The 20,395-nt window shown below is 59.4% G+C and carries 20 protein-coding genes; 6 read left to right on the forward strand and 14 right to left on the reverse strand.

Going from position 1 to position 20,395, the window contains the following annotated elements; all coding sequences use genetic code 11:
* The first annotated feature begins 9 nt into the window (after positions 1-9).
* Positions 10-894 carry a formate dehydrogenase subunit beta gene (gene fdxH / locus LG383_RS08045; protein WP_106992894.1) on the forward strand — a complete coding sequence of 295 codons (885 nt, stop codon included), beginning with the start codon at positions 10-12 and terminating at the stop codon, positions 892-894.
* Positions 887-1,543, forward strand: coding sequence for a formate dehydrogenase-N subunit gamma (gene fdnI / locus LG383_RS08050; RefSeq protein ID WP_106992893.1), 657 nt, complete (start codon positions 887-889; stop codon positions 1,541-1,543). The genes fdxH and fdnI overlap by 8 nt, the downstream gene beginning before the upstream one ends.
* Before the next feature lie 98 nt (positions 1,544-1,641).
* Here the strand turns inward: fdnI and LG383_RS08055 are convergent, their stop codons facing one another.
* The 3 genes from LG383_RS08055 to ppk2 all read right to left on the reverse strand — a co-directional run bounded on the left by LG383_RS08055 (position 1,642) and on the right by ppk2 (position 3,155).
* Positions 1,642-1,965, reverse strand: a complete 324-nt coding sequence (locus LG383_RS08055; protein ID WP_106992892.1) for a CcdB family protein — start codon at positions 1,963-1,965, stop codon at positions 1,642-1,644.
* Positions 1,965-2,153 (reverse strand): hypothetical protein, encoded by a 189-nt coding sequence (locus LG383_RS23015; RefSeq protein ID WP_106992891.1) that lies wholly within the window; start codon positions 2,151-2,153, stop codon positions 1,965-1,967. Before LG383_RS23015 ends, LG383_RS08055 begins: the two co-directional genes overlap by 1 nt.
* Before the next feature lie 177 nt (positions 2,154-2,330).
* A complete protein-coding gene (ppk2, locus tag LG383_RS08065) occupies positions 2,331-3,155 on the reverse strand; it encodes a polyphosphate kinase 2 (RefSeq protein ID WP_225758790.1) in 825 nt (274 codons plus the stop codon).
* A 201-nt stretch (positions 3,156-3,356) separates the two neighbouring features.
* Here ppk2 and araJ point away from each other — a divergent pair, with 201 nt between their 5' ends.
* Entirely contained in the window at positions 3,357-4,532 is a 1,176-nt protein-coding gene (araJ, locus tag LG383_RS08070; RefSeq protein ID WP_225758791.1) for an MFS transporter AraJ, read from the forward strand.
* An 86-nt stretch (positions 4,533-4,618) separates the two neighbouring features.
* On the opposite strand, the gene LG383_RS08075 is transcribed toward araJ, so the two are convergent.
* From LG383_RS08075 to LG383_RS08115, 9 genes are all read right to left on the reverse strand, one after another.
* A complete protein-coding gene (locus tag LG383_RS08075; protein ID WP_225758792.1) occupies positions 4,619-5,218 on the reverse strand; it encodes an NAD(P)H-dependent oxidoreductase in 600 nt (199 codons plus the stop codon).
* A 74-nt stretch (positions 5,219-5,292) separates the two neighbouring features.
* Positions 5,293-5,886, reverse strand: a complete 594-nt coding sequence (locus LG383_RS08080; RefSeq protein ID WP_106992887.1) for a TetR/AcrR family transcriptional regulator — start codon at positions 5,884-5,886, stop codon at positions 5,293-5,295.
* Between the two features lie 96 nt (positions 5,887-5,982).
* Positions 5,983-7,074 carry an alkylhydroperoxidase domain protein gene (locus LG383_RS08085; protein WP_106992886.1) on the reverse strand — a complete coding sequence of 364 codons (1,092 nt, stop codon included), beginning with the start codon at positions 7,072-7,074 and terminating at the stop codon, positions 5,983-5,985.
* Between the two features lie 9 nt (positions 7,075-7,083).
* Complete coding sequence (locus tag LG383_RS08090; protein WP_106992885.1) at positions 7,084-8,073, reverse strand: putative FMN-dependent luciferase-like monooxygenase; 990 nt, start codon at positions 8,071-8,073, stop codon at positions 7,084-7,086.
* A complete protein-coding gene (locus tag LG383_RS08095; RefSeq protein WP_225758793.1) occupies positions 8,070-9,671 on the reverse strand; it encodes an ABC transporter ATP-binding protein in 1,602 nt (533 codons plus the stop codon). The genes LG383_RS08090 and LG383_RS08095 overlap by 4 nt, the downstream gene beginning before the upstream one ends.
* The gene (locus LG383_RS08100; protein WP_225758794.1) at positions 9,668-10,519 is read right to left on the reverse strand and encodes an ABC transporter permease; all 852 of its coding nucleotides are present in this window, start codon (positions 10,517-10,519) and stop codon (positions 9,668-9,670) included. The genes LG383_RS08095 and LG383_RS08100 overlap by 4 nt, the downstream gene beginning before the upstream one ends.
* Positions 10,516-11,460 carry an ABC transporter permease gene (locus LG383_RS08105; protein ID WP_225758795.1) on the reverse strand — a complete coding sequence of 315 codons (945 nt, stop codon included), beginning with the start codon at positions 11,458-11,460 and terminating at the stop codon, positions 10,516-10,518. The genes LG383_RS08100 and LG383_RS08105 overlap by 4 nt, the downstream gene beginning before the upstream one ends.
* Positions 11,461-11,470: 10 nt before the next feature.
* On the reverse strand, positions 11,471-13,090 hold the full coding sequence (locus tag LG383_RS08110) for a TIGR04028 family ABC transporter substrate-binding protein (RefSeq protein WP_225758796.1): 1,620 nt from the start codon (positions 13,088-13,090) through the stop codon (positions 11,471-11,473).
* 143 nt (positions 13,091-13,233) lie between these two features.
* On the reverse strand, positions 13,234-14,436 hold the full coding sequence (locus tag LG383_RS08115; protein WP_225758797.1) for an NAD(P)/FAD-dependent oxidoreductase: 1,203 nt from the start codon (positions 14,434-14,436) through the stop codon (positions 13,234-13,236).
* A 201-nt stretch (positions 14,437-14,637) separates the two neighbouring features.
* Here LG383_RS08115 and LG383_RS08120 point away from each other — a divergent pair, with 201 nt between their 5' ends.
* Entirely contained in the window at positions 14,638-15,144 is a 507-nt protein-coding gene (locus LG383_RS08120) for an Rrf2 family transcriptional regulator (RefSeq protein WP_106992879.1), read from the forward strand.
* Positions 15,145-15,177: 33 nt separating this feature from the next.
* Here the strand turns inward: LG383_RS08120 and adhP are convergent, their stop codons facing one another.
* The gene (gene adhP / locus LG383_RS08125; protein ID WP_106992878.1) at positions 15,178-16,188 is read right to left on the reverse strand and encodes an alcohol dehydrogenase AdhP; all 1,011 of its coding nucleotides are present in this window, start codon (positions 16,186-16,188) and stop codon (positions 15,178-15,180) included.
* Between the two features lie 273 nt (positions 16,189-16,461).
* Here adhP and LG383_RS08130 point away from each other — a divergent pair, with 273 nt between their 5' ends.
* Positions 16,462-17,061 carry an inorganic diphosphatase gene (locus LG383_RS08130; RefSeq protein ID WP_225758798.1) on the forward strand — a complete coding sequence of 200 codons (600 nt, stop codon included), beginning with the start codon at positions 16,462-16,464 and terminating at the stop codon, positions 17,059-17,061.
* A gap of 39 nt (positions 17,062-17,100) precedes the next feature.
* Here the strand turns inward: LG383_RS08130 and LG383_RS08135 are convergent, their stop codons facing one another.
* Positions 17,101-18,807 (reverse strand): ABC-F family ATP-binding cassette domain-containing protein, encoded by a 1,707-nt coding sequence (locus LG383_RS08135; RefSeq protein WP_225758799.1) that lies wholly within the window; start codon positions 18,805-18,807, stop codon positions 17,101-17,103.
* A gap of 362 nt (positions 18,808-19,169) precedes the next feature.
* On the opposite strand from LG383_RS08135, the gene LG383_RS08140 reads away from it, so the two are divergent.
* Positions 19,170-20,384, forward strand: coding sequence for an MFS transporter (locus tag LG383_RS08140; RefSeq protein ID WP_225758800.1), 1,215 nt, complete (start codon positions 19,170-19,172; stop codon positions 20,382-20,384).
* Positions 20,385-20,395 lie beyond the last annotated feature (11 nt).

The following is a 20,395-nucleotide window of genomic DNA, read 5'->3' on the forward strand; positions in this document are numbered from 1 at the left end:
AGCGAATACATGTCGATGGAAACACAAGACGTCATCAAACGCTCCGCCACAAACGGCATTACGCCCGCGCCTCGCGCGCGGGATTATAAAGCTGAAGTGGCAAAGCTTATCGATGTCTCCTCCTGCGTGGGCTGCAAAGCCTGCCAGGTGGCCTGTTCCGAGTGGAATGATATCCGCGACGAGGTGGGCCATTGCGTCGGGGTGTACGACAACCCGGCAGATCTGAGCGCCAAATCCTGGACGGTGATGCGCTTTAGCGAAACCGAGCAGAACGGCAAGCTGGAGTGGCTGATCCGCAAAGACGGCTGTATGCACTGCGAGGATCCGGGCTGCCTGAAGGCCTGCCCGTCCGCCGGGGCGATTATTCAGTACGCCAACGGCATCGTCGATTTTCAGCAGGATAACTGCATCGGCTGCGGGTACTGCATCGCCGGGTGTCCGTTTAACGTGCCGCGCCTCAATAAAGAGGATAACCGGGTCTACAAATGCACCCTGTGCGTGGATCGCGTCAGCGTCGGTCAGGAGCCGGCGTGCGTGAAGACCTGTCCGACGGGCGCGATTCACTTTGGCACCAAGAAGGAGATGCTGGAGGTTGCCCAGCAGCGGGTCGATAAGCTGAAAGCGCGCGGCTACGCCAATGCGGGCATCTACAATCCGCAAGGGGTGGGCGGGACGCACGTGATGTATGTCCTGCACCATCTCGACCAGCCGGAGCTGTATCACAATCTGCCGAAAGATCCGGCGATCGATACCTCCATCAACCTGTGGAAAGGCGCGCTTAAACCGCTCTCTGCGGCGGGCTTTATCGCCACCTTTGCCGGGTTGATTTATCACTACATTGGTATCGGGCCGAACAAAGAGGTGGATGACGATGAGGAGGAGCACCATGAGTAAGTCAAAGATGATCGTGCGCACGAAGTTTGTTGACCGCGCCTGTCACTGGACGGTGGTGATCTGCTTCTTCCTGGTGTCGCTGTCGGGAATTTCGTTCTTCTTCCCGACGCTGCAGTGGCTGACGGAGACCTTCGGCACACCGCAGATGGGGCGCATTCTGCATCCGTTCTTTGGGGTGCTGATTTTCGTGGCGCTGATGTTTATGTTCGTGCGTTTCGTACATCACAACATCCCGGACAAGCAGGATATTCCCTGGCTGAAGGGTATTGTTGAGGTGCTGAAAGGCAACGAGCACAAAGTCGCGAAAGTGGGTAAATATAACGCCGGGCAAAAGATGATGTTCTGGACCATCATGAGCATGATTTTTGTGCTGCTGGTGACCGGGGTCATTATCTGGCGTCCGTACTTTGCGCACTATTTCCCGATGCAGGTGGTGCGTTATAGCCTGCTGATCCATGCCACCTCGGCCATTATTTTGATCCACGCCATTCTGATCCATATGTATATGGCGTTCTGGGTCAAAGGCTCGATTAAAGGGATGATCGAAGGGAAGGTGAGCCGCCGCTGGGCGCAGAAACACCACCCGCGCTGGTATCGGGACGTGGAACGTCTGGAAGCGAAAAAAGATGTTAGTGAAGGGATGAAGTAATCTCATCGCCTGTTGTGCCCGGCGGCGCTGCGCTTGCGCGGGCCTACGGGGAAAGCCCCCCGCTCCGGAAGGTATTTCGGAGCGGGTTTTTTGGGAGGTCAGGTGTTGGTTATTAGCGAGTCAATGGCACCAACGACATCCTGGCGCGTATTACGCAAATTACAAATTAAATCCCTGCTGTTAATTTTTCTGTTATTGACGTTCGTCACCATAGGTGAAAATATTAATAAGCTTTCGAAATCAATATTGATGCGCGGTGCAAGGTGTTCATGCCAGAGTGGAAGCTTACGCGCCCGTACTAAAGGAACGATGACGCGTGTTTCCAGATCGTCATAACAATCATGTTGAATAATCATATAGTAGGGTAGTTCTTTATTGGTCAAAATAGACGAATTACGATAAACGTTAAATTGTTTTAGCATTATATCACCCTAAAAAATTCATCATCGGTAAGGGTTCCATATTTAGCGACGAACTCATTCATAGCCTTCATGAATTCTTTATCGCGTTTGCGCTGCTCGATGCGTTCCTCCGCCGTTAATACGGGGCGCGGTGGGACGCCAGTTAAATGATCCTTTCCTGGGTTTTTTTCCTTGATACTTGTTTTCATTGTTTTGTTCTCCTGTGTCGGTGCAGCCATTATCAGTCGCCAACAATAAAAAACAATACCGAACCGCCTGGTAATTCAGGAATTGCGAGCATGCTTCCAGACAAAAGCAATACGGTGAAATCAGGGGAGATTATTGGGGAGCACCCTCCCGATAAACAACCAGGAGGGGTGTAACCGTCAGAACTTCTCTTTAATATAACGGAACGGATAAGCGGTTGGTTTAATTTTGCCGATTTTACGTTTCGGTAATTTGACATCTTCTTCTGGCAACTCTTTATAGGGAATTTGCGTCAGCAGATGGGAGATAATATTCAGCCGCGCGCGCTTTTTATCCTCGGAGCGGGCAACAAACCACGGGGCCCAGGCGGTGTCGGTGGCGGCAAACATCGCATCGCGTGCCTCGGTGTACTCATCCCAGCGGTTAAAGGATTTGATGTCCATTGGCGACAGCTTCCAGGTTTTGCGTCCGTCGTTGATGCGGTCGCGCAGACGCCGCTCCTGCTCTTTCGGCGTCACTTCCAGCCAGTATTTGATCAGAATAATGCCCGCATCGACCATCGCTTTTTCGATGATCGGCGCACCGTCGAGAAACTTCTCGACCTGGTCTTCCGTACAAAATCCCATCACCCGCTCCACGCCTGCGCGGTTGTACCAGCTGCGGTCAAATATCACGATCTCGCCCGCTGAGGGCAGATGCGGCACATAGCGCTGGAAGTAGAGCTGGCTTTTCTCCTTCTCAGTCGGGGCAGGCAGTGCCACCACCCGGAACACGCGCGGGCTGACGCGTTCGGTCAGGGCCTTGATGGTGCCCCCTTTACCCGCGCCGTCGCGCCCTTCAAAGACGACGCACACTTTCAGGCCCTTACTTACCACCCAGCGCTGCAACTTCACCAGCTCCACATGCAGGCGGTGCAGCTCTTTCTCGTACTCCGTACGCTTAAGCGGGGCGGGGGGCGTTAGCTTCTCTACAGGTTTGCTTTTCTTCTTATCTTTATCTGCCATGATGCGTTCCTTTACAGGGATTCTGACGGTACGGTGCGACATAACACTTTGAAGTGTAATCAGGGCTGAGCTAGCTTGCGGAAAATATTCACTGCCTACCCGAATTGATGGAGGAATCGGCCAGCGGTGCGATTTGAACTGGCTCACCATACAAGATTGTTCAATAATGCTGGTTGCAATTTTTTAACAACTGGTTGTGGTATGAAAAAGACGGTGTTTTCGTTAGCACTTGGCACCTTTGGCCTCGGCATGGCCGAATTTGGCATTATGGGTGTGTTAACCGAGCTGGCGCGGGATGTGGGGATCACCATTCCCTCCGCCGGAAATATGATTTCGTTTTACGCCTTCGGGGTGGTGATAGGGGCGCCGATCATCGCGCTGTTCTCCAGTAAGTTCTCCTTAAAGTCGATCCTGCTGTTCCTCGTAGCGCTGTGCCTTATCGGCAATGCGATTTTCACCTTCTCCACCTCCTATACCATGCTGGCGATTGGGCGGCTGGTCTCCGGTTTTCCCCACGGGGCGTTCTTTGGCGTCGGCACCATTATCCTGTCGCGTATTGCGCCGCCGGGCAAAGTGACGCTGGCGGTGGCGGGTATGGTCGCCGGGATGACGGTGGCTAATCTCGCGGGGGTGCCGTTCGGGACCTGGCTCGGGCATCATTTCAGCTGGCGCTACACCTTCTTCCTGATCGCCGCGTTCAACCTGTTGGTCATGCTGTCGATTGTCCTCTGGGTGCCGCAGACGTTTGATACCACCCAGCGTCGCCTGAGCGAGCAGTTCCACTTCCTGAAGAAACCGGAGCCGTGGTTTATCTTCGCCGCCACCATGTTCGGCAACGCCGGGGTCTTCGCCTGGTTCAGCTTCGTGAAGCCGTTCATGATCAACGTGTCGGGCTTTTCCGAAGGGGTGATGACCGCCATCATGATGCTGATGGGGCTGGGGATGGTGCTGGGCAACCTGTTCAGCGGCAAGCTCTCCGGGCGCTACAGCCCGCTGCGCATTGCGGCGATCACCGATCTGGTGATTGTCCTGTCGCTGCTGCTGTTGTTTGCCTTCGGTCAGATGCCTGCGGCCTCGCTGGTGATGGGCTTTATCTGCTGCGCCGGGCTGTTTGCGCTGTCGGCACCGCTGCAGATCCTGCTCCTGCAAAATGCGCAGGGCGGGGAGATGCTCGGAGCGGCGGGGGGACAGGTGGCGTTTAATCTCGGCAGCGCTATTGGGGCGTACTTTGGCGGGATGATGATTACCCTGGGCTTCAGCTGGAGCCACGTGACCTTGCCTGCGGCGGCGCTGTCGTTCTGCGCCATGTCGTCGCTGTTGATGTATGGGTATCTGAAAGCCCGGCGTGCTGGGGGGAATGCCCAGGCGTTAGCCTGAGAGTGAATTGCCGGGTGGCGCTGCGCTTACCCGGCCTACAAAATCAGTAGGCCCGCGCAAGCGCAGCGCCGCCGGGCAAAAAACACTCACATCACGCTTTCAAGATTGTGCAGAAAATCGTCGATCTGCTCTGACGAGGCGGTATCTGCCTGATAGAGAATATCCAGCCTGACGTTCTTCAGGCCGCAAAAACCAAAAACACCTTCGACTAACTGGGTGTGTATCGCCGTCGAATAACCGTGTTTATCGAAACCTGTAAGATCGCTACCCCCCGTCGCGATCAGGCGGACCGGAACATCGCGTAAATTTCCCACAATCCGGCCATCTTCCGCCACTTTGTAGGCCCAGTTCAGGGTGAGCACCCGATCAAACCAGCCTTTCAGCAGGCCAGGCACCGACCACCAGTACACCGGGAAGACAAACACCAGCATATCGGCCCGCTCCACACGCTGTTGCTCACGCAGAATATCGGCGGGAAGGGCGCTGGCATCTCCGTGATACAGCGCAAGATCGGCACGTTGCATAGCCGGTGTAAAGGCTTCGGCATGCAGATCGGCAATCTCGACCTGAGTACCTTGTTCACGCAGGCGCGCGGCAATGCGCGCCGCCAGGGTATGGGATAACGAATTTTCGACAGGGTGAGCCGTCACGATCAGCGCAGTATCTATGACATGTGTTCCAGACATAACCACCTCAGCACGGAGTTAACGTGCTACCTATATTACTATTGGTAACTTAGGTGTCAATCCGTCGGCAGCACTCATTTTGTGCTATTGGTACAGGTGTTCAGTACGCCAAACATCGCGCCGCTGAGTGTATTCTCCGCGACGTTACGTGCCAGTACGCCGTTGCTCGCGGCGGTGCTGAGCGCATCCGCCGCACCAATGATGGCCGTCAACGCCGCTTCACCCTGTACCCCTTTCAGGGTGATATAGGGGGACAGCGCCATGCGCAGGCAGTCTGCACAATCTGCGACGCAAGCCTCGCGAAATGTCTGCAGCGCCCGGGAGCCGGAGAGTGCAGCGGCGATAGGCCCGGTTTCTGGCCCGGCGCTGATCGCGCAATCAATATAGGCGGCACTGAAAAAGCGGACAGTCTTTTCCAGCGTTTTGTTATCGACCTTCAGCGTCTCACGGAATTTTTTTAACTGTTGGTCGCTGTAATCCTGATACAGCGCCATCAACAACCCTTCACGGTCGCCAAAGTGATCGTAGGGGATAGGCTTGGTGACATTCGCCCGCTCGGCCAGATACCCCAGCGTCAGCGCCTCGGTGCCTTGTTGACGCACAATCCCACGAGCAACCTCCAGCAGCTGCACCCGGCGATCCTCTTTTCTTAACCGCTTAACAACCATATTTCCCTCGCGCCCGTTGTCTACTAAAAGTAGTTTACACGGTTTATTGGCGAGGCTGAATTATAAAAGGCTCCCATAGGGGGAGCCTGAATGCATTCATGGCAGCGAGGGCTCACCCAGCGTCAGCATCAGCCGGTTAGCCCAGGCGAAGAACGCTGCGGACTGGACCAGATCCAGCTGGGCGAGGGTATCCAGCCCCTGACGTTCCAGCTCGGCCAGATGCCCTGGTGTTACCGCAGGCGGAGTGACCGACAGCGCGGCAGCAAAATCAATTCCCGCCTGCCAGCGCGGGGACTGCCCGCTGCTCAGCGACTGCCCCGGCTCGACCGCCAGCAGCCTTTCCACGGCAGCGTTGTCCTTCGACAGCTGGCTGGCTTTCCGCGCATGAACGGACGCGCAGTAGATGCAGCCGTTGATTTTACTGGTCACCGCGGCGGCCAGCTCGCGCTCCGCCCGGGACAGGCCGCCTGCGGTATAGAAAATGCCTTTATCGGTTAAGGTGCGCTGCTCCAGCACCGGCAGATTGCGTCCCAGCAGGCGGAAATAGTCCGAGTCGGTGTGACCGAATTTCGCGAGGATCGCCTGCTCATCGGGGGTAAATTCCGCCAGCGGTTTGGGGGCCAGCCACGGCTCCCAGCCTAACTCCAGCTGAGTAAATTCCACCGGGGCCGCTTTGCCGTTTTTGGTCAGCGGCACGGTGTGCCAGGGGCCCGCGACCACCGGGGCATCGCTGGCCGGCACTGGTTTGTCATTGAGCAGCCGCAGGCCGACAATCAGGCGGCTCTGGAAGCTGACAAAGGCGATCAGCTGCGCAAGGGTAACAATGCCTTCTTTGCTCCAGCCCGCCAGAGTGAGGGCGTTGATCGCCCCTGGGGTAGCCTGAACCGGGGAGAAGGTCAGCAGCCGGGCAAAGGTCAGGGCGGGGGTCAGGCGCACGGACGTCGGATCCGCCAGGCCAAACCCGGCGTAGTGGGCCGCCAGCGCGTCGGCGTTGTGCCATTTCGCCACTTTTGCTGCCACCGCAAAGCGCTCGTCCAGCGCAAAGTCGGCGTCCTGCTGACTGAATAACGTTTCGTAGCTCCCCTGCGCGTGACGCGTTGCCGCCTCGCGGGTGAGTCGTGCCTGTGCCAGCGGGGAACCCGGGGCGATCTCCGCCAGTTCGGCGAGAATATCCTGACTTAAAGCCATAGTGACTCCTTATAAAAGATGAGGGGCGATCTGCTCTGCGATTAACTCAATCGAACGCAAGGTGTCCTGATGCGACGGCTCAACCGAATGCACCTGGAACGAAATGTCGGTGGCGCGCGCCAGGACCGAATCCTGCTTCAGCGAAGCGAGCACCGTCTGCGGCGCGCCGATATGGGCGTCAAACTGGCGGATATAATCCGTGACAGTGTCACCAGTAAGGGCGTGCCCGGCGGCCTGATGCTGCTGCGCCTGGCGGGTCAGACCCGGTTCGGCGACCTTCAGGGCATAGGCATCGCTGTCGGCAACAAATGCGGTGCGCGAAGCCAGAATGCGAGGGGCAACGCCGGACGGCAGGGCGTCGAGATAGGCGTCGATTATTGGGTTCTGGATCGCATCCAGCGGCAGCGCAAGATTGTCCGGCGGGCGCGGCTGGGTGCGGGAGAGCATCAACCCATGGCCCTGCCGGGCGGCACGCACGGCCCCCTCCACCGAGAAAGTGGCGATCCATACCCGCTCCGTCAGCCCGGGCGCAGGCGGATAGAGATGGTTATCCGGATGGGCTAGGGAATCCCCGCGCCACGCGCTGTTGATCAGGTGCAGGTGATCGGCAAAGGTGGCCGCCCGCTCGTTAATGGTCAGCCCGAACGGCAAAAACGAGGTCGGCGTCCCGCCGGAACCAAACCCCACCTCCAGCCGCCCGTCGGATATGAGATCCAGTACCGCGGTATCTTCCGCCACCCGCAGCGGGTTCTCCAGCGGCAGGGTGATAATGGCGGTGCCCAACCGAATGCGGGTGGTGTATGCCGCGATATGGGCGAGGAACACCAGAGGCGACGGCAGGCCGCCCTCACGCTCGTGGAAGTGGTGCTGGGCGATCCAGGCGGTGTCAAAGCCGTAGCGTTCGGCATGACGGATCTGCTCTGTCGCCAGGCGATAGCGTTCTTTGGCTGGCACATCGTCCAGCAGGCGGGTGAAGAATCCCAGGCGTTTACGCGTCATGCGTACTCCTTCTGTGAAAAGTGGGGAATGGCGGCGATCAACTCGCGGGTGTAGTCGTTCTGCGGGGCGGCGAACAGTGATTCCACCGCGCCGTGCTCCACGACCTGACCGCTGCGCAGCACGGTGACGCTGTGGGCAATGCGCCGGACGGTCGCCAGGTCGTGGGTAATAAACAGATAGGTCAGGCCCAGCTGCTGTTGTAACTGCTGGAGCAGGGCGAGGATCTGCGCCTGTACGGTGACGTCCAGCGCCGAGGTAGCCTCGTCCAGCACCAGAATGGTCGGCTCGAGGATCAGGGCCCGGGCAATGGCCACGCGCTGACGTTGACCGCCCGACAGTTCCCGTGCGGTGCGGGTTAGCAGCTCAGGCGGTAGGGCCACCCGGCGGGTGACGTTCTCCACCCGGGCGGCCCGTTCGGCCTTGCTGACCGGAGCAAAATTTTTCAGCGGCTCTTCGATGATCTCAAACAGCGTCTGGCGCGGGTCCAGCGAGGCAAACGGGTTCTGGTAGACGAACTGGATCTTCTGTCGCAATTGACGGCGCGCCTCGTGGCTGAGGGTGGTGGCGTCGATGTCATCGATAATCACCTGGCCGCTGTCGGCCTGCTCAAAGCCGAGCAGGATCCGGGCGAGGGTGGTTTTACCCGAGCCGGACTCCCCGACCAGGGCGTGGGTGCTGCCGCGTTGCACGGCAAAGCTGACGTCATCCAGAGCCTGCAGCTGATGACCTTTGCCCAGCCCAAAGCGTTTGCTAATACCAATAGCCTGGATGGCCGGAGAGGCCAGAGCACGACCCGACACCGGGGCGATGGTCAAGCGCTGTCCGTTCAGATCGCTCAGTAGTTGGCGCGTATAGGCGTGCTGCGGGGCGCGCACCACGTCGGCGGTAGCGCCATGCTCCTGCACCTCGCCGTGGCGGAATACCAGCAGCCGATCGGCCCGCTGGGCCGCGAGGGCGAGGTCATGGGTGACAAACAGCACCGCGGTGCCGGATTCCCGCCGCAGGACGTCCAGCAGATCGAGAATGCGTTTCTGCACCGTGACGTCCAGGGCGCTGGTGGGTTCATCGGCAACGATCACGTCCGGGCGCAGGGCGATGGCGATAGCAATCAATACCCGCTGCTTCATGCCGCCGGATAGCTGATGCGGAAACTGCTTCATCCGCTGCTCCGGGTGGCTGAGGCCCACTTTGGTCAGCAGGGCCAGTACCTGGCTGTCGCACTCGGCCTTATTGATTTTTTGATGCAGACGCAGGATTTCGCCCACCTGGGCACCGACGGTTTTCACCGGATTAAGGGAGTTACCCGGATCCTGCGGCACCAGGCTGATGTGGGCTCCGCGCAGGCTGTCGAGGCGTTTGGTCGACCACTGGCTGAGATCTTCCCCGTTCAGGCGAATGCTGCCCCCGTCGCGGCGGGCGTTATCTGCCAGCAGACCGATAATCGCTTGCGCAGTGGTGGTTTTCCCCGAGCCGGACTCGCCGACAAAGGCCAGCATCTCGCCGCGCCCGAGGGTAAAGCTGACGTTATGCACCACCTCGCGCCATTCGCGACCGGTGCGGTAGCTGAGGGTCAGGTTTTCCACGGATAACACGGTCATGAGCGATCTCCGCTTAACTGACGGCTGATACGGTTGGTGGCCAGCACCACGGCGATCACCACCAGGCCGGGGAATGTGGTTAACCACCAGGCGGTGGAGAGATAGTTACGCCCTTCGGCAATCAGCAGGCCCCACTCGGGGATCGGCGGCGGGGTGCCGTAGCCGAGGAAGCTGAGGGTCGACAGCGCCAGGATTGCCTGACCAAACTGCAAGGTGGCAAAAGCCAGCACCGCGGTCAGCGAGTTGGGCAGAATGTGGCGCCACAGCACCGACCAGAAGGTGCCCCCGCAGCCAAATGCCGCTTCGACATAATCGGTGTGGCGGATGCGCACCACTTCCCCGCGCGCCAGGCGGGCAAAGCTGGCGATCGACGCTACCCCAACGGCGATGGCGGCGTTAACGGTGCCAAAGCCGAGGAGAATGATCACCGTCAGCGACAGCAGCAGCGAGGGGATGGCGAGCAGGACATCCACCAGCCGCATCAGCACCGACTCCACCCGTCCGGCAAAGGCCCCGGCAATCACGCCGATAGCGGTGCCAATAAACAGCCCCATCGCCACCGCCACCAGCGCGGCGCTCAGGGAGTGCGAGGCACCGTAGACGATGCGGGTATACACATCGCGTCCCAGCTGGTCGGTGCCAAGCCAGTAGTCCGCCTGGGGAGCCAGCCGCTGCGCCCCGGCAATGCCCTCAATCGGGCTGAAGTGGGTAAATAGCCCCGGCGCGATGGCCGCCAGCGCGGCGGCGGCAATAATGGCCCAGGCCAGCCATAATCCTGGCTGCCAGCGCAGTCCGCCCCAGGCGGGAATGCGCTTACGCGCCGCGGCAGCATAATCAACAAGGCTCATGCAGCACCTCCGGTAACGGTTTGCAGGCGGGGATCGAACAGCGGCATCAGCAGATCCACCAGCAGGTTAATCAGCACAAAACCGAGGGCAGAGATCATCACCACCGCCTGTAACACGGCGATATCCTGGTTATTTACCGCCTGCTGGGTCAGCAGCCCCAGCCCGCTGCGGCCAAACACGGTTTCGGTGATCAGCGCCCCGGCAATCAGCTCGCCCAGCAGCAGCCCGGCGATGTTCAGTACCGGCAGCAGGGCATTGCCGGTGACGTGCCGCCAGAGGACGGCGGTTTCGCTTAGCCCTTTGGCCCGCGCCACCGCCACAAACGGCTGGGCAGCCACCTGATCCAGACTGCGCATCAGGATCTGCGCCAGCGGGGCGGAGATCGGAATGGCCACGGTGATTATCGGCAGGATCAGCCCCTGCAATGGGGTCGGGTTAATCACCGGGATCAGCCGTAGCTGGAAAGAGAACAGCTGAATCAGGGCGATCCCCAGCCAGAATGTCGGCAGGGAGATAAACAGCACCGGCAGGGACTGGATAGCATTGCTGAGCCAGCGCAGCCCCGGCAGGCGCGAGGCCAGCGCGAGGGAGAAGGCCAGCACCACCGCCAGCGCAAAGGCGGGCAGCGCCAGGCTTAAGGTGTCCGGCAGGTTGGTGGCGATAAGCTCGCTCACCGCCACCCCCGCCTGTACGGAGAAACCAAAATCGCCGCGCAGCATCGCCCCGAGGGTGTGCAGATACTGTTGCCACAGCGGGCTGTCGGCCCCGTAAGCAATCCGCATCTCTTCGATTTGCGCCGGGCTCAGACCCAGGTCCGGGTTCTGAAACTTGATCAGCACCGCGTCCCCGGGCAGCACCTGAAGCAGCACGAAGGACAAAGTGAACGCCGCCCAGAGCACCAGCAGACCCAGCCCGGCGCGTCGCAGCAGATAGTGGCTCATCGTTTTCCCCTTAGTGTTTTTCGAGCCACGCGCCGTAGAACGACGGGCGACCGACCGCTTCAAAACTCACCCCTTTCAGCCAGGGCGCACCGGCGAACACCTGCGGCTCCTCGAAGATCGGGATCACGTAGGCGTTATCCAGCAGGTAGCGCTGGGCATCGCCGGTTAGCTGGAGGCGCTTCTGCGGGTCTATTTCGGCGGAGATGTTCACCAGCAGGTCGTTGAGCTTGTCGTCGCGGAAGCTGTTGACCTTGTCGCTGGAGCCGCCTTTTTGCAGCAGGGCGTCGCGGTTATTCGGGTAGAACATGCTCTTCACCACGTCCGGGTCGGCGCGGCCCACTTCCGAGACGGTGAGCGGGGTTTTCAGCGGATCGAGGTTATCGAGAACGTGGCTCCCGGCATCACCGGCCTTCACGTTGAGGGCGACGCCCACCTGACGCCACTGCTGGGCCACCAGCTGCAGCACCTCTTTATTCTGCGGCTGCGGCAGGGATTCGTAGATAGTCAGGGCCAGACGCTGACCGTCCTTGGCGCGGATGCCGTCGCTGCCCGCTTTCCAGCCTGCTTCATCCAGCAGGGCGCTGGCTTTGGCCGGGTCGAAGGTGAGCTTGTCGCTGAGATCGACATACCCTGCGGCGGAATCGGCAATCACCGATTTGGCCTGCGGGTAGTTCGACGAAAACAGGGTCTCAACCACCTGTCTGGCATTGGTGGCGTGCAGCAGCGCCTGGCGTACCCGCAGGTCGGCCACCAGTGGGTTATCCGGGCGGAAGCTGATGCTGTCGTTTACCCCGCGAGTCGGGGCGGCATAGATGTGATATCCCTGTTCGGTGGCCTGTTTTTCGTCATAGGCCTGCACCTGACGGATAAAGTCGGCCTGACCAGCCAGCAGCGCCCCGACGCGAACGCTGTCTTCCGGGGTCACCAGATAGGTGATGCCGTCGAGGTTAGCCGGGCCCTGCTGGGTGAGATTTTTCGGCCCCCAGGCGTAGTCTTTCCGCGCCTGAAGATTCACTTCCCGACCCAGCTTTTCGTCTTTCACCACGAACGGGCCGGAGCCGATGATATGTCGGGCGTCGCCCAGCTCTTCAAAGTTACGTTGTAACGTGCTCAGTGAGACCAGCCCCGAGCCGATAGTGGCGGTGCCCTGCAGGAAGCCCGGGGACGGCTTTTTGAAGTAGAACTTCACCGTCTGCGGGTCGATCACTTCGCTGCGGTCGTAGTTATTAATGACTTCAGACACCGGCAGGCGCTGGGCCTTATTACCTTTGCCGTAGGTATCGAAGTTCTTCGCTACCGCGATAGCATCCAGCGGCGTGCCGTCGGAGAAGGTCACCCCCGGACGGATTTTAAAGGTATATTCGGTTTTATCGGCGTTGGTGGACCAGCTCTCGGCGATCCACGGCTCCACTTCCAGCGTCTTCGGGTTCTGCCAGGTGAGCTTGTCGGTGATTTGATTCAGGATCCCGCCGTTGGGGTAAAACCCGCCCGCCGGGGGATAGAGGTTGGTGTGCGCCTGCTGTTCCAGATAGACCAGCGTGCCGCCTTTAACCGGGGTATCGGCAGCATAAGCCGCCGTTGTCGCAAGAATAAGCGCCGTCAGCAGCGGCAGGCGAAATGGGGTTTGCATGGTGAATTCCTTATGTTTTTTCTTGTTAGCGTCGAAAGCATCTTCGGGCGGGGAAGAACAGAAAGGAACCAAGGAATTGAGCTAAGGATTTGCGGAAAGTGGAAATAATAAAACCGCGCCGGGAGTGGCGCGGTTAGCTGGCACTAAACAAATTTCGCCAGCGGATCGGCGGCGGCAAAGGCCACGGCGCGGTCGGCCGCCGGGGGATAAATCAACTCGTTGGTGATGGCGATTTTGATTTTCTTCGCCTCATCGCGGACGCATTTTACCTTCTGGTCCCAGCCTTCGCTGTAGACCGCGCCCCAGCCACCCAGATCGAGACAAGTAACGTAGTTCACCTGACGATAGGGAAAGGGTGCTACCTCTAACAGGCTGGCGGCGGCGTTATGCCCGGCGAATTTGCCCAGTTGGATGGCGTGCTGGCAGGTCATCAACGCCGTGTTGCCAAGATCGTCGGTACGGGCGTGGGCCATGTCCCCGGTGGCGTAGACCTCCGGGTGGCCAGGCACCTGCAGGCTCTCGTTGACCACTAAGCGCCCCTGGCCGTCGCGCTCGCCCGCAATCTGCTGACTGAGGGGATGGGCTTCCACCCCCGCCGTCCAGACGACGGTGGCGGCAGGTATACGCTCGCCGTTTTTCAGGGTGACGCCTCGGGCATCGATGGCTTCGATCTCACTGTTGAGCCGCCACTCTACGCCCAGTTCTTTGCTAGCCTCTTCGATGGTATGACGAAGCTCTTCGCTGTAGCGCCCGGCAATCACAGGGCCTCGCTCAACTACGATAACTTTAGTCTGTGTATCATTGCCGAAACGGGCCCGCAGACGGGCAGGGAGTTCGGTCGCCAGCTCAATGCCGGTGAAACCGCCCCCGCAGACCACCACAGTGTTACGTTCCGGCGTGGAAGGGCGTGAGGCCAGCGAATCAAGATGATTTTCAAAAAACTGGGCGGATTCCAGCTGATCGATATCAAAGGCAAATTCGGCCAGGCCGGCAATGGCCGGACGGCGGGTCTGGCTGCCGGTCGCCACAATCAGACGGTCGTAACAGACCAGGGTCACATTGCCCTGAGGATCGCGATACCAGACGCTTTTCTGTGTTGCATCAATACGTTCAGCCGATCCGGCAATAAAGTGAATATCAAGTTCAGCAAAGAGATCGCTTAACGGGGCGGCATAGCCTGCGACCTGCTCTTCATAAAAGCGCGGGCGGATGCGCAGTTCCGGACGGGGGGCCAGCACGGTGATCCGCAGGTCATTACTTCCCGTTAAATCAGCCAGGCGCGCGGCGCTCACTGCTGCCCACATACCGGCAAAACCGCTGCCCACAATTAAAATGTGCTTCTTCATCTTCAATCCTTTTTTCTCATCAGGCCCTCTGGCTGACGTGACTGCAACTATACTTGTCGGAGTTAACTGCGACAACTTCTTTCTGAGTTAAAAGGTGATGAGCTTTAAAAACAGAAGGTTAGCTGGAGTGTGGGGTTCAGGCTGTCTTTACTACGCTGAATATGGCTATAATGACCCGGAATAATAACTTCGGAGTTAAGCATGGCTTTTTACAGTTCCGGTGTGGAGTACGGCATTCATAGCCTGATGACCATGGTGGATGCGAAAGGGAACGACCGCGAGATGAGCGTCAGGGAGATGGCGGCATTGCAGGGCGTGCCCTATGACTACCTGGGTAAGATCTTCACGCGCCTGTCACGCGCCGGGCTGGTGAGCAGCACCGAAGGAAAGGGCGGCGGTTTCCGCCTGGCGCGGCCTGCGGAACTGATCACCGTGCTGGATGTGGCCCACGCCATCGACGGCGAGAAGAACATGTTTGAGTGTCGGGAAGTGCGTCAGCGGCTGGCGGTGTTCGACGAAACGCCTCCGGCCTGGGTCTGCGACGGGCCGTGCGGGGTGCGCTCGGTGATGGACAGCGCCCAGCAGCGGATGGAAGAGGAGCTGGCGCGGCATACCATTCTCGACCTGGCGCGCAAAATGTACCGTAAGGCCCCGGATACGTTTTTGATTGAGGTGCAGGAGTGGATTGCGGATCGGCGCAGTACGTAGGCCCGGCAAGCGTAGCGCCGCCGGGCATGCAACTTATGAACGGAAATCAATCACCATGCGGCCGCGGATCTGGCCTTGTTCCATCTCCCTGAAGATGGCGTTAATGTCGCCCAGCGGACGCAGCGCCACTTTTGGCACCACTTTGCCTTCGGCGGCAAACTGGAAGGCTTCGGTCAGGTCCTGACGGGTGCCGACCAGCGAGCCCACCACCTGAATACCGTCCAGCACCAGACGCGGAATATCGAGGCTCATCGCTTCCGGCGGCAGACCGACCGCCACCACGCGGCCACCGGCACGCACGGCATCCACCGCCGAGTTAAAGGCCACTTTCGCCACCGCCGTCACCACTGCCGCGTGGGCACCGCCGGTTTTTTCCTGAATGAATTTCGCGGCATCCTCGCTGCGGGAGTTAACGACCAGATCGGCCCCCATGCTGGTGGCCAGCTTCAGCTGTTCATCATTGACGTCAACGGCGATCACTTTGGCGTTAAAGACATTTTTGGCGTACTGCAGCGCCAGGTTGCCCAGACCACCGAGGCCATAAATGGCAATCCACTGGCCGGGTTTGATCTCCGAAACCTTCACTGCTTTATAGGTAGTCACCCCGGCGCAGGTGATACTGCTTGCGGCGGCGGACTCCAGTCCGTCCGGCACTTTTACCGCATAGTCGGCGGTGACAATGCACTCTTCGGCCATCCCGCCGTCCACGGAATACCCGGCGTTCTTAACGGTACGACACAGGGTTTCGTTGCCGGAGTTACAGTATTCACAGTGGCCGCAGCCTTCGAAGAACCACGCCACGCTTGCGCGATCGCCCGGCTTCAGGGAGGTCACGCCCGGGCCGATCTCCTTGACGACCCCAATGCCTTCATGGCCGAGGATCACCCCGGTCTTATCGCCAAAGTCGCCGTTCTTAACGTGAAGATCGGTGTGGCAAACGCCACAGCACTCCATTTTCAGCAGCGCTTCGCCATGTTTCAGTGGGCGCAGGGTTTTCTCGGTCACTTCTACCTGATGGTCTTGAGTCACGACAGCAGCTTTCATATGTATCTCCATTTTCATATTGAGGATCTGCGGGGCAGGTATGCGTCCAACAGCGCGACATACTCCTTAAGGATTAATTTTTTTAATGGTTGAGGCAAGGGCTGTGAAACATAATGTCATTATTTAAATGAGGTTTAGCGGAACGGTGATAGCAGAATAAGTAATAGCCTTAATGAATGCACGGGCAATATTTCTGCAGTAAATCTGTCATGTTTCTGACATTTCGAAACCGTAAGGTGTGGTCTTCTTAAAAACCGAAGAGTTAACAAGACAATGCATCTGGTAAAAAAAATTCTCGCTGTTAGCGTCCTCCTGTCCGCTTCTGTGCAGGCGCAGAATATCCTCGAATTTCCACAGCCTGATAACAACCCGGAAGAGTTTTATGCCGTCACCGAAATTCCGGCGGGCGGGATTATTAAATATGAAACGGATGCCAAAACCGGTTTTATCATTGCCGACCGCTTCCAGTCGATGCCGGTGGCCTACCCGGCGAACTACGGCTCGTTGACCCAGTCGCTGGCGGGGGATGGCGATCCGCTGGACGTGATCTTCTATACCCGCGCCCCGATGGCCCCGGGCACTTTGATTAAACTGCGCGCCATTGGCGTGCTGAAGATGATCGACGGCGGTGAGAAAGACGACAAAATTGTTGCCGTTCCGGCCAGCAAAATTGACCCGACCTATGACGATATCAAAGAGCTGAGCGATCTGCCGAAGATTGAGCAGCAGCGTCTGGAGTCGTTCTTCCGCGTCTACAAACAGCTGCCGGAAGGGCGCAAGTCGGTGGAGCTGAACGGCTTCAATGATGCCGCCACCGCGAAGCAGGAAATTAAACAGGCATGGGATGCCTGGAAAACGAATCAGCCGAAGTAAAAAAAATGGCCCGGCGGCGGCTACCCGCCGGGCGATTTCCTACAGCTGCGCCGTCAGCGCGGCAATCTCCTCCTGCCACTGGGCCTGAAGCTGCGGCTTCTGATGCTTGGGCTTACGCAGCCGATCTTCTTCCAGCAACGTCTCCAGCATAATCAATCGTTCCAGCAGATCCTCATGTGACTCGGGTTCCTCTTGCCGCACTGCCTGAACCGACACGGCGCTGACCCCGTTGCCGTCCCGCAGGCGGGTAAACACCGCGTCGGCATCGTACCATTCGCTGAGCTGGCCATGTTCAATCAGCCAGAAGCGGTTGCAGCTCTGGGTGATTAACTGCCGGTCATGGCTGACCAGCAGCACGCCGCCTTCGAACTGTTGCAGCGTTTCGGCCAGCGCCTCTTTGCCTTCCATGTCCAGATGGTTGGTCGGTTCATCGAGCATCAGCAGGCTAAAGCGGGCCAGCGTTAAGCCAATAAACAGCAGCCGGGATCGTTCACCCCCGCTGAGGGTGCTGACCTTTTGCCCGTGCCGGGCCCAGGCGAATCCGGCGGAGATCAGCGCCATCTTGCGATGCTGCGGGTCAGGCGCGAAGGGCTCAAGGGCGTCGATCAGCGTGGCGTCATCCGCCAGCTGATGCAGGGTCTGGTCGTAATAGCCCATGGCCACGCGCGGGTGGATCTTCAGCCCGGCATGCGTTTCGCTGGCAATACACTGCCGCCAGATCAGCCGCATCAGGGAGGATTTCCCGCAGCCATTGCGCCCGACAATCGCTACCCGATCGCCGCTTTTGAGCCGGACGTTTTCCGCCGAGAACAGCGCTGGCAGGCCCGGCGCAGGCGGAACGCTGAGTGTGTCGATCTCCAGCAGCCGGTCCGCCCGCAGCGCATCGCCGCGCAGGGTCAAGGTCCAGGGCGTGCCGTTTGTCAGCGCCGTCTGGCTCTCCTTCAGCCGCTCCACCTGACGTTCCATCTGCTTGGCTTTGCGGGCCAGATCCTCGTTATCGTATACCTTGCCCCAGGTCGCCAGCCGTCTGGCGCTGGCGGTGACCCGGTCGATCTCCTTTTGCTCGGCTTTATGGCGCAGGGCGTCGCTCTCGTCCTTCTCCGCCAGGGCCTGACGCGCCCGGGTGCAGGGAAGGGCGAAGTAGTGCAGGGTTTTATCGCGCAGGATCCAGCTGCCGTTGGTGACGGCATCCAGCAGTTGTCTGTCGTGAGAAACCAGCACAAAGCTGCCGGACCAGTTTTGCAGGAACTGCTCCAGCCACAGCAGCGTCGGCAGGTCGAGGTGGTTGCTGGGTTCATCCAGCAGCAGCAGATCCGGCTCGTTAATCAGCGCCCGCGCCAGCAGCAGACGGGTGTGCTGTCCGCCGCTGAGGGTAGCCGATTGCAGGCCAGTGTCCTGCGGGGTAAAACCCATGCCCGCCAGCAATGTTTCCGCCCGCCAGCGCAGGCTTTCGCGCTCGGCCACCGGCAGCTGCGCCAGCACCGCGTCGATCATGGTCAGCGGATAGACGGATTCCGGGAGATGTTGCTCCACCCGTGCCATCAGGCAGTGCCCGGCCAGCGCGACCGTCCCGGAGAGGGGCGTGTCTGTGCCGTCGAGGATCTTCAGCAGGGTACTTTTGCCGCAGCCGTTATCGCCCAGCAGACCAATGCGGTCGCCTTTTTTCAGGCTAAAGGTGAGGTCGTTGAACAGCGTGTCAAAGGCGGTATCAACACGGAGAGAAAGTGCAGTCAGTAATGTGCTCATTTGCTTACTCAAGAGTTACAGGCATGAAAATGCCTCGTCATACATCGCTGACGATAACCCGGTAAGCCCGAGAGAAGGGATTCAGTCTTAGGTGTCTTCGCTCAAGCCGAAGTTATCGCAGCACGAAACCGATAACGCTTGAGCAGGTGCGATCACCAAGGTGAAGTGAAATTTCAAAGATTTCACAGCACAGCATAATTAGCCTCCTTTTATATTCAGTGGGTTGATGAATGAAAGGAGTGTAGCGGGGTTTTGTATGACCAGCAAGGGCACCAGCATAAAGCTGGTGGTTGCATTTTAAAACCACCTGACCTACCTTTAAATGGTTTTATTTTGAAACCATATTACAGGAAGCTAACAGCATGAATGTGCAACCGAGCGCGCGTATATCACCCAGCCTGGTGTGGCTGTTCGCCATCGCCAGCGGTCTGAGCGTGGCGAATGTCTATTACGCCCAGCCGCTACTCGACGCCCTGGCACGGGATTTTGGCATCAGCCAGGCGGCGGTGGGCGGGGTGATCACCGCCACCCAACTGGGTTGCGCGCTGGCGCTGCTGTTTCTGGTGCCATTGGGGGACCGGGTGGATCGCCGTCGGTTGATGGCGATACAAATGGTGGCCCTGATTGTCGCTCTGATTGCGGCGGGGATGGCGCAGTCCGCCCCGGTATTGCTGGCAGGTATGCTCGCCGTTGGGCTGCTCGGCACGGCGATGACCCAGGGGCTGATCGCTTATGCGGCCAGCGCCGCTGCGCCCCATGAACAGGGGCGGGTAGTGGGAACGGCCCAGGGCGGGGTCTTCATTGGACTGCTGCTGGCGCGGGTCTTTGCCGGGGGCATCAGTGACCTCGCGGGCTGGCGCGGGGTCTACTTCTGCGCCGCGCTCCTGATGCTGGCGATTGCGATCCCCCTGTGGCGACGGCTGCCGGTTCTGCCTCCGGCCTCGCGTACGCTGAGTTATCCCCGTTTGCTGGCCTCGATGCTAACCCTGCTACGTGATGAGAAAGTGTTACAGGTGAGGGGCATGCTGGCCCTGCTGATGTTCGCTGCGTTTAACATCTTCTGGAGCGCGCTAGTCCTGCCCCTGAGCGCACCGCCCTACAGTTTCTCGCACACGGCGATTGGTGCGTTCGGGCTGGCGGGCATGGTCGGCGCGCTGGCCGCGGCCCGGGCCGGGGAGTGGGCGGACAGGGGATATGCCCGGCGCACCAGCGGGATAGCGCTTCTGGCGCTGGTGCTGGCCTGGTGGCCGCTGTCGCTGATGGAGGTTTCTCTCTGGGCGCTGGCGATCGGCATCGTGCTGCTGGACCTGGGCGGCCAGGCGCTGCACGTCACCAATCAGAGCCTGATCTTCCGCACCCGCCCGGACGCGCACAGCCGGCTGGTGGGGCTGTACATGCTGTTTTACGCCGTCGGCAGCGGACTGGGCGCCATCGGCACCACCGTCACGTATGCGCATTTTGGCTGGCAGGGGGTATGTCTGCTGGGTGCGGTAGTCAGCCTGCTGGCGCTGGTGTTCTGGTGGCTGACGCAGCGTCAGGTCGCAGAAACCATGGACTGCGCCACTGAACGCAGGTGAAATCCCGGCCG

Source organism: Leclercia sp. Marseille-Q4284 (genome assembly GCF_916618945.1).
Taxonomy (GTDB): domain Bacteria; phylum Pseudomonadota; class Gammaproteobacteria; order Enterobacterales; family Enterobacteriaceae; genus Enterobacter; species Enterobacter tamurae.